The 13,250-nt window shown below is 66.2% G+C and carries 12 protein-coding genes; 4 read left to right on the top strand and 8 right to left on the bottom strand.

Going from position 1 to position 13,250, the window contains the following annotated elements:
- Positions 1 to 59: 59 nt before the first annotated feature.
- From ribBA to glyA, 5 genes are all read right to left on the bottom strand, one after another.
- The gene (ribBA, locus tag WDB71_RS02725) at positions 60 to 1,172 is read right to left on the bottom strand and encodes a bifunctional 3,4-dihydroxy-2-butanone-4-phosphate synthase/GTP cyclohydrolase II (protein ID WP_341503109.1); all 1,113 of its coding nucleotides are present in this window, start codon (positions 1,170 to 1,172) and stop codon (positions 60 to 62) included.
- A gap of 4 nt (positions 1,173 to 1,176) precedes the next feature.
- Positions 1,177 to 1,833, bottom strand: coding sequence for a riboflavin synthase (locus WDB71_RS02720; protein ID WP_341503108.1), 657 nt, complete (start codon positions 1,831 to 1,833; stop codon positions 1,177 to 1,179).
- Positions 1,833 to 2,921 (bottom strand): bifunctional diaminohydroxyphosphoribosylaminopyrimidine deaminase/5-amino-6-(5-phosphoribosylamino)uracil reductase RibD, encoded by a 1,089-nt coding sequence (gene ribD, locus WDB71_RS02715; RefSeq protein WP_341503107.1) that lies wholly within the window; start codon positions 2,919 to 2,921, stop codon positions 1,833 to 1,835. Before ribD ends, WDB71_RS02720 begins: the two co-directional genes overlap by 1 nt.
- Positions 2,921 to 3,370 (bottom strand): transcriptional regulator NrdR, encoded by a 450-nt coding sequence (nrdR, locus tag WDB71_RS02710; RefSeq protein WP_341503106.1) that lies wholly within the window; start codon positions 3,368 to 3,370, stop codon positions 2,921 to 2,923. The genes ribD and nrdR overlap by 1 nt, the downstream gene beginning before the upstream one ends.
- A 67-nt stretch (positions 3,371 to 3,437) precedes the next feature.
- Positions 3,438 to 4,694, bottom strand: a complete 1,257-nt coding sequence (gene glyA / locus WDB71_RS02705) for a serine hydroxymethyltransferase (protein ID WP_341503105.1) — start codon at positions 4,692 to 4,694, stop codon at positions 3,438 to 3,440.
- 164 nt (positions 4,695 to 4,858) lie between these two features.
- Between glyA and ettA the strand changes: the two genes are divergently transcribed.
- The 3 genes from ettA to WDB71_RS02690 all read left to right on the top strand — a co-directional run bounded on the left by ettA (position 4,859) and on the right by WDB71_RS02690 (position 7,362).
- A complete protein-coding gene (ettA, locus tag WDB71_RS02700; RefSeq protein WP_341503104.1) occupies positions 4,859 to 6,523 on the top strand; it encodes an energy-dependent translational throttle protein EttA in 1,665 nt (554 codons plus the stop codon).
- 75 nt (positions 6,524 to 6,598) lie between these two features.
- Complete coding sequence (locus tag WDB71_RS02695) at positions 6,599 to 6,994, top strand: PilZ domain-containing protein (RefSeq protein WP_341503103.1); 396 nt, start codon at positions 6,599 to 6,601, stop codon at positions 6,992 to 6,994.
- A complete protein-coding gene (locus WDB71_RS02690) occupies positions 6,988 to 7,362 on the top strand; it encodes a PilZ domain-containing protein (protein ID WP_341503102.1) in 375 nt (124 codons plus the stop codon). The genes WDB71_RS02695 and WDB71_RS02690 overlap by 7 nt, the downstream gene beginning before the upstream one ends.
- A 153-nt stretch (positions 7,363 to 7,515) precedes the next feature.
- Here the strand turns inward: WDB71_RS02690 and radA are convergent, their stop codons facing one another.
- Positions 7,516 to 8,883 (bottom strand): DNA repair protein RadA, encoded by a 1,368-nt coding sequence (gene radA / locus WDB71_RS02685; protein ID WP_341503101.1) that lies wholly within the window; start codon positions 8,881 to 8,883, stop codon positions 7,516 to 7,518.
- Between the two features lie 99 nt (positions 8,884 to 8,982).
- Between radA and WDB71_RS02680 the strand changes: the two genes are divergently transcribed.
- Positions 8,983 to 11,349 carry a PilZ domain-containing protein gene (locus WDB71_RS02680; RefSeq protein ID WP_341503100.1) on the top strand — a complete coding sequence of 789 codons (2,367 nt, stop codon included), beginning with the start codon at positions 8,983 to 8,985 and terminating at the stop codon, positions 11,347 to 11,349.
- Here WDB71_RS02680 and WDB71_RS02675 read toward each other — a convergent pair.
- Both WDB71_RS02675 and serB read right to left on the bottom strand, forming a co-directional pair.
- Positions 11,294 to 12,220, bottom strand: coding sequence for an alpha/beta hydrolase (locus tag WDB71_RS02675; RefSeq protein ID WP_341503099.1), 927 nt, complete (start codon positions 12,218 to 12,220; stop codon positions 11,294 to 11,296). The two genes, WDB71_RS02680 and WDB71_RS02675, sit on opposite strands and share 56 nt — an antisense overlap.
- Positions 12,217 to 13,248, bottom strand: coding sequence for a phosphoserine phosphatase SerB (gene serB, locus WDB71_RS02670; protein WP_341503098.1), 1,032 nt, complete (start codon positions 13,246 to 13,248; stop codon positions 12,217 to 12,219). Before serB ends, WDB71_RS02675 begins: the two co-directional genes overlap by 4 nt.
- Between the last annotated feature and the right edge of the window lie 2 nt (positions 13,249 to 13,250).

Genomic DNA, 13,250 nt, shown 5'->3' with positions numbered 1-13,250 from the left:
TATCCCCTAGCCTATGAAAAAACGGCGCTATGGTAGCACAGCGCCTGGGAGTCGCCTACTTATTCGCAGACGTATTCCACCACCTCGAGACCGAAGCCGCCGAGGGCGTGGTAACGCTTGTCGGCACTGCTCAACAGGCGCATGCGGCGCACGCCCAGATCGGCCAGGATCTGGGAGCCGATGCCGACCCGGCGGCTGGTGCCGAGCCAGGGGGCACGGGGCGGCTCCTCGCCCTTGTCCTGGGCGGCGAAGTGCTTGAGCTTGTTGATGAGATCCTCGTCGGTCTCCTCCGAGCCCAGCAGCACCAGCACGCCGCCCTCCTGGTTGATGCGCTCCATGGCCTTGTACAGGGGCCAGCTGCGGCTGAAACTGCGGTCGGACAGCAGCAGATCGGTGAGGCGGTTATGCAGGTGCACCCGCACCAGGGTAGGCTCCTCGGCGCTGACCTCGCCCTTCTGCAGCGCGAAGTGCAGGCGGCCGTCTATGGTGTCGCGGTAGCTGATCAGCTCGAACTCGCCGACGGCGGTGGGCAGCCGGCACTGGCTGATGCGCTCTATGGTGGTCTCGTTATGGGAGCGGTACTCGATGAGGTCGGCGATGGTGCCCACCTTGATGCCGTGCTTCTCGCCGAACTCCTCCAGCTGGGGGCGGCGGGCCATGGTGCCGTCCTCGTTGAGGATCTCGACGATCACCGAAGACGGCTCGAAACCGGCCAGGCGGGCCAGATCGCAGCCGGCCTCGGTGTGGCCGGCGCGGGTCAGCACGCCGCCTTCCTGGGCCTGGATGGGGAAGATGTGGCCGGGCTGGACCAGATCGGCGGCCTTGGCGTCCTTGGCCACGGCCACGCGCACGGTGTGGGCGCGGTCGGCGGCGCTGATGCCGGTGGTGACGCCCTCGGCGGCCTCGATGGACTGGGTGAAGGCGGTGCCGAAGCGGGCGTTGTTGTCCCTGGCCATCAGCGGCAGGTTGAGGCGCTGGCAGCGCTCCTGGGTCAGGGTCAGGCAGATCAGGCCGCGGCCATGGGTGGCCATGAAGTTGATGGCCTCGGGGGTAATGCACTCGGCGGCCATGATCAGGTCGCCTTCGTTCTCCCGGTCCTCGTCATCCATGAGGATGACCATCTTGCCGGCGCGGATGTCTTCGATGATGTCTTCGATAGGGGACAGAGCCATGTTGTTAACCTTTTAGAAAGCCGCTTTTGGCCAGCAGGTCCATCGAGACGCCGCCGGCCTTGTCTTGAGTTGCCGCGCCCATCAGGCGCTCCAGGTACCGGGCCAGGATATCCACTTCCAGGTTGACCAGGCGCCCGGGCTGCCAGTGGTCGATGGTGGTCTCCAGTGCCGTATGGGGCACTATGGTCAGTTTGAATCTGTCGCCGTCGACGGCATTCACCGTCAGGCTGATGCCATCTGTGGTCACCGAGCCTTTCTCGGCAATATAGCGGCCCAGCGCCACCGGCGCCTCAAGCCAGAATTCGATGGCCTTGCCGAGGCTGTCCCGGCTCACCACCCTGGCTAGGCCGTCCACGTGCCCCGAGACGATATGGCCGCCGAAACGGCTCTGGGGCTGCATGGCCTTCTCCAGGTTGACCCTGTCGCCGGCACGGTAGTGGTTGAAGCCGGTGCGCTTGAGGGTCTCGCCGGAGACGTCGGCGCTGTAGCCGTCGCCGTGCAGTTCGGTAACGGTCAGGCAGACGCCGTTGGTGGCGATGGAGTCGCCCAGCTTGACGTCGGCCAGATCCAGCTTGCCGCTGTGGATGCGCACCTGGCAGTCGTCGCCCTGGCGCTTGAGGGTGGCGATGGTGCCCACCGCTTCGATAATGCCGGTAAACATCAGGCCTCCGGTGTCAGTGTCAGGCGCAGATCCTGCCCTACCGGGCGCACATCGGCAATGCGCACCCGGGGCACCTGCGCCATGTGGTCAAAGGCCGGCAGGGCCAAAAGGCCCCGGCTGTCCAGGCCCATCAGCTTGGGGGCCTGGTACAGCACCAGCTCGTCCCAGAGCCCGGCGGCGATAAAGGCGCCGGCAAGCGAGGCGCCGGCCTCCACCAGCACCGAGTTGATCTGGCGCCTGGCAAGCTCCGCCAGCAGCGCCTCCGGGCCGCCGGCCAGGGCCAGCTTCTCGACGCCATCCGGGAAGTGGCGCGGATCCTTGCTGTCGCTCACCACCAGGGTCGGCAGCTCATGGGCGAAGAAGGGGTTGTCGGGGCTCAGCCGCTGGCGCCTGTCCAGCACCACCCGCAGCGGCTGGCGCGGGGTCTTGAGGGGATAAGGGTCCGGGAACTGCGCGGCGCGCACGTTCAGGGCCGGCTCATCCGCCAGCACGGTGCCGCTGCCGGTGACAATGGCGCCACTGAGCGCCCGCAGCCGCTGCACGTCGGCCCTGGCCTCGGCACCGGTGATCCACTTGGACCGGCCGTTGGCCAGCGCCGTGCAGCCGTCCAGGCTGGCCGCCAGCTTGATGCGCACGAAGGGGCGGCCCTTTTCCATGCGGGTCAAAAAGCCGGGGTTCAGGGCCCGGGCATCGGCCGCCAGCAGGCCATGGGCGGTCTCTATGCCGGCGGCCTCGAGCATCTTCAGGCCGCGGCCGGCCACCTGGGGGTTGGGGTCGACCATGGCCGCCACCACCCGGGCCACGCCGGCGTCGATCAGGCCCTGGGCACAGGGCGGGGTGCGGCCGTGGTGGGAGCAGGGCTCCAGGGTCACGTAGGCGGTGGCGCCCTTGGCCCTGTCGCCCGCCTGGCGCAGGGCATGGACCTCGGCGTGGGGACCGCCGGCCTGGATGTGCCAGCCCTCCCCCACCAGTTTGCCGTCCCTGACCAGCACGCAGCCCACGGCCGGGTTGGGTTCCACCGTGTAGCGGCCCTTCTGGGCCAGGTGGATGGCCCTGGCCATCCAGTGATGATCGTCTTGGCTGAACATCAGTCTTCCAGGCGGGCGATGGCCTCGCCGAATTCCCGCACGTCTTCGAAGCTGCGGTACACGGAGGCGAAGCGGATGTAGGCGACCTTGTCCAGGCCCTTGAGGGCGTCCATGACCAGCTCGCCGATCATGGTCGAGGGTACCTCGCGCTCGCCGGTGGCGCGCAGGGTGCTCTGGATCTTGTTGATGGCCTGTTCGACCTTGTCGGCGGACACCGGGCGCTTCTCCAGGGCGCGGTGGATGCCGCTGCGCAGCTTATCCTCGTCGAAGGGCTCGCGGATGCCGCTGTGCTTGACCACCTTGGGCATGACCAGTTCGGCGCTCTCGAAGGTGGTGAAGCGTTCATGGCAGTGCAGGCATTCGCGGCGGCGGCGTACCTGGTGGCCGTCGGCCACCAGGCGGGAGTCGATGACCTTGGTGTCGGCGGCGGCACAAAAGGGGCAGTGCATCTGGGCTCCTAAAACAAAGCAGGCCGCTTACGCGGCCTGCCTAGAATACCGGAATCGGCTCAACAGGTTAACCGTAAACCGGGAAGCGGCGGCACAGCTCGACCACCTCACCCTTGACCCGCTCGACCACGGACTCGTCGCCCATGTTGTCCAGCACGTCGCAGATCCAGTTGGCCACCTGCCTGGCCTCTTCCACCTGGAAGCCGCGCATGGTCATGGCCGGGGTGCCCAGGCGCAGACCGGAGGTCACGAAGGGGGAACGGGGATCGTTGGGCACGGAGTTCTTGTTGACGGTGATGTTGGCGCGGCCCAGGGCGGCATCGGCGTCCTTACCCGTGATGTCCTTGTCGATGAGATCGACCAGGAACAGGTGGTTCTGGGTGCCGCCGGAGACGATCTTGTAGCCGCGCTCCTGCATCACGGCGACCATGGCCTTGGCGTTGTCCAGCACGCGCTGCTGGTAGGCCTTGAACTCGGGGCTCAGGGCTTCCTTGAAGGCCACGGCCTTGGCGGCGATGACGTGCATCAGCGGGCCGCCCTGGCTGCCCGGGAAGACGGCGGAGTTCAGCTTCTTGTAGATGTCCTCGTCGCCGCAGGCGGACAGGATCAGGCCACCACGGGGACCGGCCAGGGTCTTGTGGGTGGTGGTGGTGACCACGTGGGCGTGGGGCAGCGGGTTGGGGTACAGGCCGGCGGCGATCAGGCCCGCCACGTGGGCCATGTCCACGAACAGGTAGGCGCCCACTTCGTCGGCGATGGCGCGGAACTTGGCCCAGTCGATGACGCCGGAATAGGCGGAGAAGCCGGCGATGATCATCTTCGGCTGGTGCTCCTTGGCCAGGGCACGCACCTCTTCGTAATCTATTTCACCGGTCTCTTCGTTGATGCCGTACTGAACGGCGTTGTAGTTCTTGCCGGAGAAGTTGGGCGCGGCGCCGTGGGTCAGGTGGCCGCCGTGGGCCAGGCTCATGCCCAGCACGGTGTCGCCGGGCTTGACCAGGGCCAGGAACACGGCGTTGTTGGCCTGGGAACCGGAATGGGGCTGGACGTTGGCGTAGTCGGCGCCGAACAGCTCCTTGGCGCGGGCGATGGCCAGATCTTCGGCCACGTCCACGTATTCACAGCCGCCGTAGTAGCGCTTGTGGGGATAGCCTTCGGCGTACTTGTTGGTCAGCTGAGAACCCTGGGCGGCCATGACACGGGCGCTGGTGTAGTTCTCGGAAGCGATCAGTTCGATGTGCTCTTCCTGGCGACGCACCTCGTCGCTCATGGCGTTCCACAGCTCGTGATCGAATTCGGCAAGGGTCATTTTAGAGTCCAGCATGGTGTCTCCCAGTCATGCGCCCGATGTGGGCCCGGTAATAAAGGCGGCGCCATTTTATCCGAAAACGCAATCGCTTTCCTATGCTCTTGCACATCTCTTGGCACTGGCCTGTGTGAACGCTTGCGATACAATAGGCGCCAACTCAACCTGAGCGAGCATTACACATGGCACAGTACATCTACACCATGAGCCGTGTAAGCAAGGTGGTGCCCCCCAAGAAATACATCTTGAAGGACATCTCCCTCTGCTTCTTCCCCGGCGCCAAGATCGGCGTCCTGGGTCTGAACGGCGCCGGTAAATCCACCCTGTTGCGCATCATGGCCGGCATCGACACCGAAATCGATGGCGAAGCCCGTGCCCAGGCCGGCATCAATGTGGGCTACCTGCCCCAGGAGCCGCAGCTGGATCCAAGCAAGGACGTGCGCGGCAACATCGAAGAGGCCGTGGCCGACGTGGTCGAGGCCCTCAAGCGCCTGGACGAGGTCTATGCCGCCTATGCCGATCCGGACGCCGACTTCGACGCCCTGGCCAAGGAGCAGGGCGAGCTGGAGAACCTGATCCAGGCCAAAGACGGCCACAACCTGGACAACACCCTGGAGCGCGCCGCCGAGGCCCTGCGCCTGCCGCCCTGGGACGCCGACGTCACCAAGCTGTCCGGTGGTGAACGCCGCCGCGTGGCCCTGTGCCGCCTGCTGCTGTCCCGCCCCGACATGCTGCTGCTGGACGAACCCACCAACCACCTGGACGCCGAGTCCGTGGCCTGGCTGGAGCGCTTCCTCAAGGACTACACCGGCACCGTGGTGGCCATCACCCACGACCGTTACTTCCTCGACAACGTGGCCGGCTGGATCCTGGAACTGGACCGCGGCGAAGGCATCCCCTGGGAAGGCAACTATTCCTCCTGGCTGGAGCAGAAGGAAAAGCGCCTGGCCCAGGAAGAAAAGTCCGAGGCCGCCCGCCAGAAGTCCATCCAGAAGGAACTGGAATGGGTGCGCCAGAACCCCAAGGGTCGCCAGTCCAAGTCCAAGGCCCGCATGGCCCGCTTCGAAGAGCTGCAGAACCAGGACTTCCAGAAGCGCAACGAGACCAACGAACTGTTCATCCCGCCGGGCCCCCGCCTGGGCGACAAGGTGGTGGAGGTCAGCAACCTCACCAAGAGCTATGGCGACCGGGTGCTCATCGACGATCTGAGCTTCTCCATTCCCAAGGGCGCCATCGTCGGCATCATCGGCCCCAACGGTGCCGGTAAGTCCACCCTGTTCCGCATGCTGAGCGGCCAGGAGCAGCCGGATTCCGGCACCATAGAGCTGGGCGAATCCGTGCAGCTGGCCAGCGTCGACCAGTTCCGCGACGCCATGGACGGCAACAAGACCGTCTGGGAAGAGGTTTCCGGCGGCCAGGACATCATGCGCATCGGCAACATGGAGATCCCCAGCCGTGCCTACGTGGGCCGCTTCAACTTCCGCGGCGCCGACCAGCAGAAGCGGGTCGGCGAGCTGTCCGGTGGTGAGCGTGGCCGCCTGCACATGGCCAAGCTGCTCCAGGCCGGCGGCAACCTGCTGCTGCTGGACGAACCCACCAACGACCTGGACGTGGAAACCCTGCGCGCCCTGGAAAACGCCCTGCTGGACTTCGCCGGCTGCGCCATGGTCATTTCCCACGACCGCTGGTTCCTGGACAGGGTCGCCACCCACATCCTGGATTACCGGGACGAGGGCCAGGTGAACTTCTACGAAGGCAACTACACCGACTACGAAGCCTACATGAAGGACAAGTACGGTGCCGACGCCATGGAGCCCCACCGCATCAAGTACAAGAAAATGGCCTGATGCCAGTAAAGCCGCCCACCGGGCGGCTTTTTTGTGGGAGGTCTATAGTGAGAGAAACCCCTTGGAGACCCAAAGGTGGAAAGACGTCGTTTTACCCGCATTCTCTTCCAGGCACCCGTCATGCTCTGCCGTGGCGAACGCTGCTGGGACATGAAGCTGGTGGATCTGTCCCTGCAGGGGGCCCTGGTCAGGGGCCCGGTCTCGGCCGAACTCCGCAATGGCCTGCCCCTACGGTTCATCATGCAGTTACCCCAAAGCGATACCCATATCCTGATGCAGAGCCGGGTGGCCTACAGCACCAATGAGCTCCTGGGCCTGGAGTGCCTGAGCCTGGACATGGAAAGCGCCGGCCACCTCAAGAGCCTGGTGGCCCTGAACGTGGGCTCCACCGCCCTGCTCTACCGGGAGCTGGCCCAGCTGGGCGAGCTCGACGACGACGAGCTGGAGGAAAGCATAGAGGGCCTATGGTGAAGACCGCAGAACGGCGGCGCTTCGAGCGCATTCCCTTCGAGCATGCCGCCACCCTGAAACTGGGCAGCGAACAGTGGCCCACCGAGGTGCAGGATCTGTCCCTGAAGGGAGCCCTGGTGGTTCGCCCCATCGGCTGGCCCGGCCAGATAGGCCAGAGCTGCAAGCTGGACATCCCCCTCGGCAAGGACGAGAAGGCCATCCAGATGAAATGCATCATAGTGGGCATGCGCGAGGACAGGCTGCACCTGCTGGTGACCTACCAGGATCTCGACTCGGTCAGCCGCCTCAAGCGGCTGGTGGAGCTGAACCTGGGTGAAGCCGAACTGCTGGAACGGGATCTGGGCAACCTGATCGACAGCGCCGACTGACATTCGCCGGCAGCCAGCCGTTAGAGAATGGCCTCCAGGGCCTCCGACAGCATGCTGACGCCGATCACTTCCATGCCCTCGGGGGCTTGCTTGGGGCCCATTACAGCGCCCGGCCAAGCTGCCCGCCTTACCCCTCAGAGCCTGCCTTAACCCTCAGAGAATGGCCTCCAGGGCTTCCGACAGCATGCTGACGCCAATCACTTCCATGCCCTCAGGGGCTTTCTTGGGCATATTGGCCTTGGGCAGGATGGCCTTCTTGAAACCGTGCTTGGCTGCCTCGTTGAGGCGCTCGCTACCGGACGGCACAGGCCGGATCTCCCCGGCCAGGCCCACTTCCCCGAACACCACCAGCTCCCGGCTCAGGCTCTGGTTCTTGAAGCTGGAGACCATGGCCAGCAGCAGCGCCAGATCGGCACTGGTCTCGGCCACCCGCACCCCGCCCACCACGTTGACGAAGACGTCCTGGTCCGCCATCTGCACGCCGCCGTGGCGGTGCATCACCGCCAGCAGCATGGCCAGGCGGTTCTGCTCCAGGCCCACCGCCACCCGGCGCGGGTTGGCCAGCTGGGAATAGTCCACCAGGGCCTGCAGCTCCACCAGCAGCGGCCGGGTTCCTTCCCAGATCACCATCACGGTGGAGCCGGGCGCCTGCTCTTCGGCCCGTTGCAGGAAGATGGCGGAGGGGTTGGAGACCTCCTTGAGGCCCTGGCCGGTCATGGCGAACACGCCCAGCTCGTTGACGGCGCCGAAACGGTTCTTGTGGCCCCTCAGGGTGCGGAAGCGGGAGTCGGCGTCGCCGTCCAGCATCACCGAGCAGTCGATGCAGTGTTCCAGCACCTTGGGGCCGGCCAGGGTGCCGTCCTTGGTGACATGGCCGACCATGATCACCGCCACCCCGTTCTGCTTGGCGAAGCGGGTCAGCCAGGCCGCCGACTCACGGACCTGGGACACCGAGCCCGGCGCCGACTGGATCTCGGCCATGTGCATGACCTGGATGGAGTCGATGACCATCACCTTGGGCTTGTCGCGCTCGGCCTGGGCGGTGATGGCCTCCACCGAGGTCTCCGCCATCACCCTGAGCTTGTCGGTGGGCAGGCCAAGGCGATGGGCGCGCATGGCCACCTGCTGCAGGGATTCCTCGCCCGTGACATAGAGGGTGGGCATGCGTTCGGCCAGGGAGCACATGGTCTGCAGCAGCAGGGTGCTCTTGCCGGCACCGGGGTTGCCGCCGATGAGGATGGCGCTGCCCGGCACTATGCCGCCGCCCAGCACCCGGTCCAGCTCGCCGAAGCCGCTGTGGATGCGCGGCAGCTCGGCCAGATCCACCTGATCCAGGGTCATCACCGCCTTGTCGGCCTGGCCGGCATAGCCGGCGAAACGCCCCTCGCGGCCACTGCTGGCCGGGGCCAGGCGCATCTCGGAGATGGTGTTCCAGGCGCCGCATTCGCTGCACTGGCCCTGCCAGCGCGGGAAGTCGGCACCACAATCACTGCAGACGTAGGCGGTCTTACGTTTGGCCATGGCAAATTCAGCAAAAGCGGATAAAAAGGCCCTCCAGTGTACTCGACAGGCCCTGGCGGTCGCCACATAATGGGGCAAATCCCTGTTTTTATTGAAGCCGTGTTTGAGCCTCGCCCCGAATACAAGGATCTCTCCGAACACCCGCTGATCGGCCAGCTCAGGTCCATGGTCGGCGAGCCGGACTTCGACACCCTGTTCAACCAGCTCACCGCCGACGAAGACAACAACGCCCGCTTCCTGCTGCGCATGGAGCTGAGGCGGGTGGCCGCCCCCTGCCAGCGGGTCATCGACCTGCGCCAGAAGGGCTTCAAGGATGCCGAGCCGCTGGACATGGACGGCGTGCTGCACCACCTGGACGCCGGCGCCAGGCGCATCTTCGAGCAGGGCCTGCGGGAGTTCAACGGCCGCTACACCATCGCCACCTACGAAGACGTGATGCGCTATGCCGAGCAGCAGCGCCGGGAGCGCCAGGAAGGCCGGACGGTGGAAGAGGACGAGACCCACTGGCTGAACCTGGTGCGTTTCGGCACCTCGGTGGACAGGGCCTCCGAACGGCTGCACTTCGTCAGTGCCGTCACCCTGGCGGCGGCCGACGGCCAGCGCCTGGCGGCCATGACCAAGGATCTCTCGGTCCAGGGCCTGCGCCTGAAGCTGGAGGCCCCGGCCGAGCTTGCTCCCCAGGCGCTGCTGGAGGTGCACTGGGACGGCCTCAACGGCGAGGGCAACCACTGGCCCCCCCTGCGTTACCGGGTGATGGAGCAGCAACACCGGGAGCTGCGCCTGGCCCGGGTCGATGCCGATCCGGCCATGGACGAGCACCTGCACTCCCTGGTGGCCGAGCGCCAGCGCCGCTACAAGCTGGACGTCAAGCACCTGCTGGAAACCACCCGCAGCCGCGGCTTCGAACAGCTAGTGCTGGGCCAAAGCGCCATGTTGCCGCTCTTTTTCGGCGGCGAGCCGGGCCAATGGCAGCTCCGCCAGTCCCTGATCACCACCCACAACAGGGCCCTGGTGGAACGCTTTCGGGACGGCGACGACAGCCTGCTGCCGGAGCTGGTCAACAGCGACCTCATCCAGCGTCTCTTCGACCGGCCGGAAGAAGACAGGGAGCTGTTCCTGCTGGCCTTCAGCCATTACCAGCAGGGCAAGCGTTTCCTGTTTGCCGCCGATCTGGAACGGCTCCAGGGCGATGGCCTGCTGGAGCTGTTCCTGCACTTCGGGGCCCACAAGCCCCAGTGGCATCTCTACAAGCTGAGCCTGTTCGAGGTGGACGGCCTCAACCTGACGCAACTGGATGCCGATCCCCTCACCGAGGACCAGGAACTGCAGCTGAGCGAGCTGAAGGGGGATCCCGTCTCCCAGGATCTCCAGGCCATACGCCTGGTGGCCATATTGAGGGACATCAGCCAACCGCGGCTCAAGGACTACCTGCAGGAGCCTGCCCGGGGCGATCCCAACAGCCTGGTCCGCTATCGCCTGGACCACCCCAGGCCCCTGCCCACGGTCGCCATGCGCTTTTCCGACATGCGCATCGAACCCAGGTACAGCTACCGGAGCCAAGTGGAAGTGACCCTGGACGGCCAGCGCTACGAGGGCGTCACCCGCGATATCTCGGTACAGGGCCTGTGTGTGGTGCTGAATAGCCCCCTGCCCAGATCCCCCGGGGAAGTGGATATTGCCCTGCCCAAGCTGCAGCGCCTCACCGACAGGTTCAACCTGATGCGCCTGCCCTACCAGGTGGTGCACCACGACGGCAACGAACACCGCCTGCACCTGATGGTGGCGGATCTGGGCCATACCCACCCGGCCAAGCGCTTCTTCAGCGCCCTGATCGCCGCCAACGAGGACAAACTGAGGATCATCGAGGAGCCCCAGAGCCGTTTCGCCCTGGCCCGGGGCCTGCGCCAGCTGCTGGTCTCGGCCGGCCTGCCGCCCTGCCTGTTCGTCCAGAAGCGCGAAGGCAAGCTGAGCCCCAATTGGCTGGGCCTGCCGGTCAGCTCATTGCCGCTGCCGCTGCTGCTGAACCGGCTCAGCCAGGCCGACCAGGGCCGCATCGACCTGGAGGAGCTGCTGCCCTGGCAACAGTTCCGGACCCTGCTCAGGGAATGGAAGAAGGCCGGCGTGGCGCAGGCGGACAACAACAAGCAACTGCTGCTGGTGGCGCTCGGCAAGGACGGCATGCCGGTGCTGACCCGGCTGCAAAGCCAGCTGCCCGGGGAGGAGCTGATCGCCTTCCTGGAGCAGGCCGGTCACAAGGGCGGCTGGCAGGCCTGGCTGCTGGAGCCCAGCCGCATCGGCAAGCCGGACATGCACTTCATCCAGAAGGAACTCAACACCATCAGCCGCCAGGCCCTGCACAGGGCCAAGCTGCTGGAAGAGGATTTGTGGAACACCCTGGCGGTGGTGGAGATCACCGAGGTGAGTGCGGCCCTGGCCTGTGTTCTGGGCCTGGCGCCGCCCCGCTGAGCCAGTCGGCCACCTGAGCGAACAGCCCATCCAGCCCAGGTCCCACCAGCATGTCCAGGTGGCCGAAATCCTTCTCGAAACCCTGCTTGCGGCCCAGCACCGTAATGGGCCCGGCGGCCCCCATCTCGGCGCGGAAGTCGGCCACGTCGCCCGGGTGGCCCAGCACCCTGTCCCTGGCGCCGGCGATGAACCAGCTCCTTGGCCAATCCACCCGAGCGGCACCGGCGCCGTAGTCAAAGCCGTCCTGGGGATCCACCCAGGGCCCGGGCTTGACCCAGGCCACGGAGGACAACAGGGACTCGACGGTCTCGGAGTCGGCGCCGATGCGCAGTTGCCTGGCCGGCAGGTAGCCGTGCTTGCGCACCCAGTAGGGGCCCAACCTTTTCCAGACCAGCTCCACCTTGAGCAGGCGCTCCCAGCTCCAGCGACGGATGCAGCGCTTGCTGCCGAAAAAGGTCAGGCTGGCCACCTGCTCGGCCAGTCCGGGGAAGCGGGCCAGGCAGGAGGCCATCAGCACCCCACCCCAGGAATGGGCCAGCCAGTGCACCTTTTGGCCGGGGTGGCGCTCGCGAATGAAGGCCTGCATGGCCGGCAGTTCGGCGACAATGGCGTCGGTCTGGCCGTAGTCGTGGCCGGCCTCAATGGCCGGCAGGCTCAGGCCCCGGCCACGCAGCTCCGCTACATAGACCTGGAAGCCCCGGCCGGCCAGGAAGGGCCCCAGGCCCTTGCCGGACTCGGAATAGAACACCTTGCCGTTGCTGATGGCGCCGTGCAGCATCAACACCACTGGGCCGCTGCCGTCCTCGGGCCCCATGTGGCGCAGGTGCAGCCTGTGATCGCCGCGGTCGATATAGAGTGACCGCTGCGTCATGACCCGGACGCCTCCAGCAGCGCCAGCACCGCATGCATGTCGTGGCCGAGGATGGCACCCCTGGCGGCCAGCTCCACCTTGGGCTTGCCCCGGTAGGCGATGCCAAGGCCGGCCTCGGCCAGCATGGGCAGATCATTGGCGCCGTCGCCCAGGGCCAGCACCTGGGAGGGGGCAAGCCCAGCCTTGTCCCGGACCCGCTTCAGCACCTCCAGCTTGTACTGGCCGTCGACGATGGGCCCCAGCACCTGGCCGGTCAGCTTGCCGTCGATCAGCTCCAGCACATTGGCCTCGGCCAGATCCAGGCCCAGCCTGTCCTGGATCTGGTGGGCAAAGAAGGTGAAACCGCCGGACACCAGCACCGTCAGCCAGCCGGCCTGCTGAACCCTGGCCACCAGCTCGGGGATCCCCGGCGTGAACCTCAAGCTGTCGGCCACCGAATCCAGCACTGTGGCGGGCGTGCCTTCCAGCCTGGCCACCCGCTCACGCAGGCTCTGGGCAAAATCCAGCTCGCCGCGCATGGCCGCCGCCGTCACCTGGGCCACCGCCTCGCCGCAGCCGGCCAGCTCCGCCACCTCGTCGATGCACTCGCCGGTGATGGCGGTGGAGTCCATGTCCATGATCAGCAGGCCGGGTTCGCTTAAGGAGGGAAAGGGCCCGGGCACCAGCTCGACACCCAGCTGCCGGCACAGTCCCAGGTAGACCTCCTTGTCGGGGGCCTGGCTCAGCGCCAGCTCGTAGCAGCCATCGTGGCGCCAGCTCAACCGCTGCCACTGGAAGGGAGCCAGCAGGGTGTTGAGCTGGGGCCAGGTCAGCTCGGGACCAAAGAGTCGCCAATGCTGGCTGGGGGGGGCTGACTTGAGACCCTCGGCCGCCACCAGCTCCCAGCCGGTCTCGGCCAGGGCGTCGCTGCCGACCAGGGCCGGTCCCAGTGTTGAGGGATACCAGTGGCGCTCCCCCAGCGGCAGGGCCTGTTGCAGCAGGTTCAGCGGCTGCTCGGACCGGGGTACAAAAAATTGCTTATCGTTCATGG

This window comes from Gallaecimonas sp. GXIMD4217, from assembly GCF_038087665.1.
Classification (GTDB): Bacteria; Pseudomonadota; Gammaproteobacteria; order Enterobacterales; family Gallaecimonadaceae; genus Gallaecimonas.
This window is presented reverse-complemented; position numbering and strand designations above follow the sequence as displayed.

Bases quoted from the DNA above. Each gene is read 5' to 3' on its own strand.
- WDB71_RS02690 (WP_341503102.1), top strand. From the start codon at position 6,988: ATGGTGAAGACCGCAGAACGGCGGCGCTTCGAGCGCATTCCCTTCGAG.
- WDB71_RS02675 (WP_341503099.1), bottom strand. From the start codon at position 12,220: ATGACGCAGCGGTCACTCTATATCGACCGCGGCGATCACAGGCTGCAC.
- ettA (WP_341503104.1), top strand. From the start codon at position 4,859: ATGGCACAGTACATCTACACCATGAGCCGTGTAAGCAAGGTGGTGCCC.
- nrdR (WP_341503106.1), bottom strand. From the start codon at position 3,370: ATGCACTGCCCCTTTTGTGCCGCCGCCGACACCAAGGTCATCGACTCC.
- serB (WP_341503098.1), bottom strand. From the start codon at position 13,248: ATGAACGATAAGCAATTTTTTGTACCCCGGTCCGAGCAGCCGCTGAAC.
- radA (WP_341503101.1), bottom strand. From the start codon at position 8,883: ATGGCCAAACGTAAGACCGCCTACGTCTGCAGTGATTGTGGTGCCGAC.
- ribBA (WP_341503109.1), bottom strand. From the start codon at position 1,172: ATGGCTCTGTCCCCTATCGAAGACATCATCGAAGACATCCGCGCCGGC.
- WDB71_RS02720 (WP_341503108.1), bottom strand. From the start codon at position 1,833: ATGTTTACCGGCATTATCGAAGCGGTGGGCACCATCGCCACCCTCAAG.
- glyA (WP_341503105.1), bottom strand. From the start codon at position 4,694: ATGCTGGACTCTAAAATGACCCTTGCCGAATTCGATCACGAGCTGTGG.
- ribD (WP_341503107.1), bottom strand. From the start codon at position 2,921: ATGTTCAGCCAAGACGATCATCACTGGATGGCCAGGGCCATCCACCTG.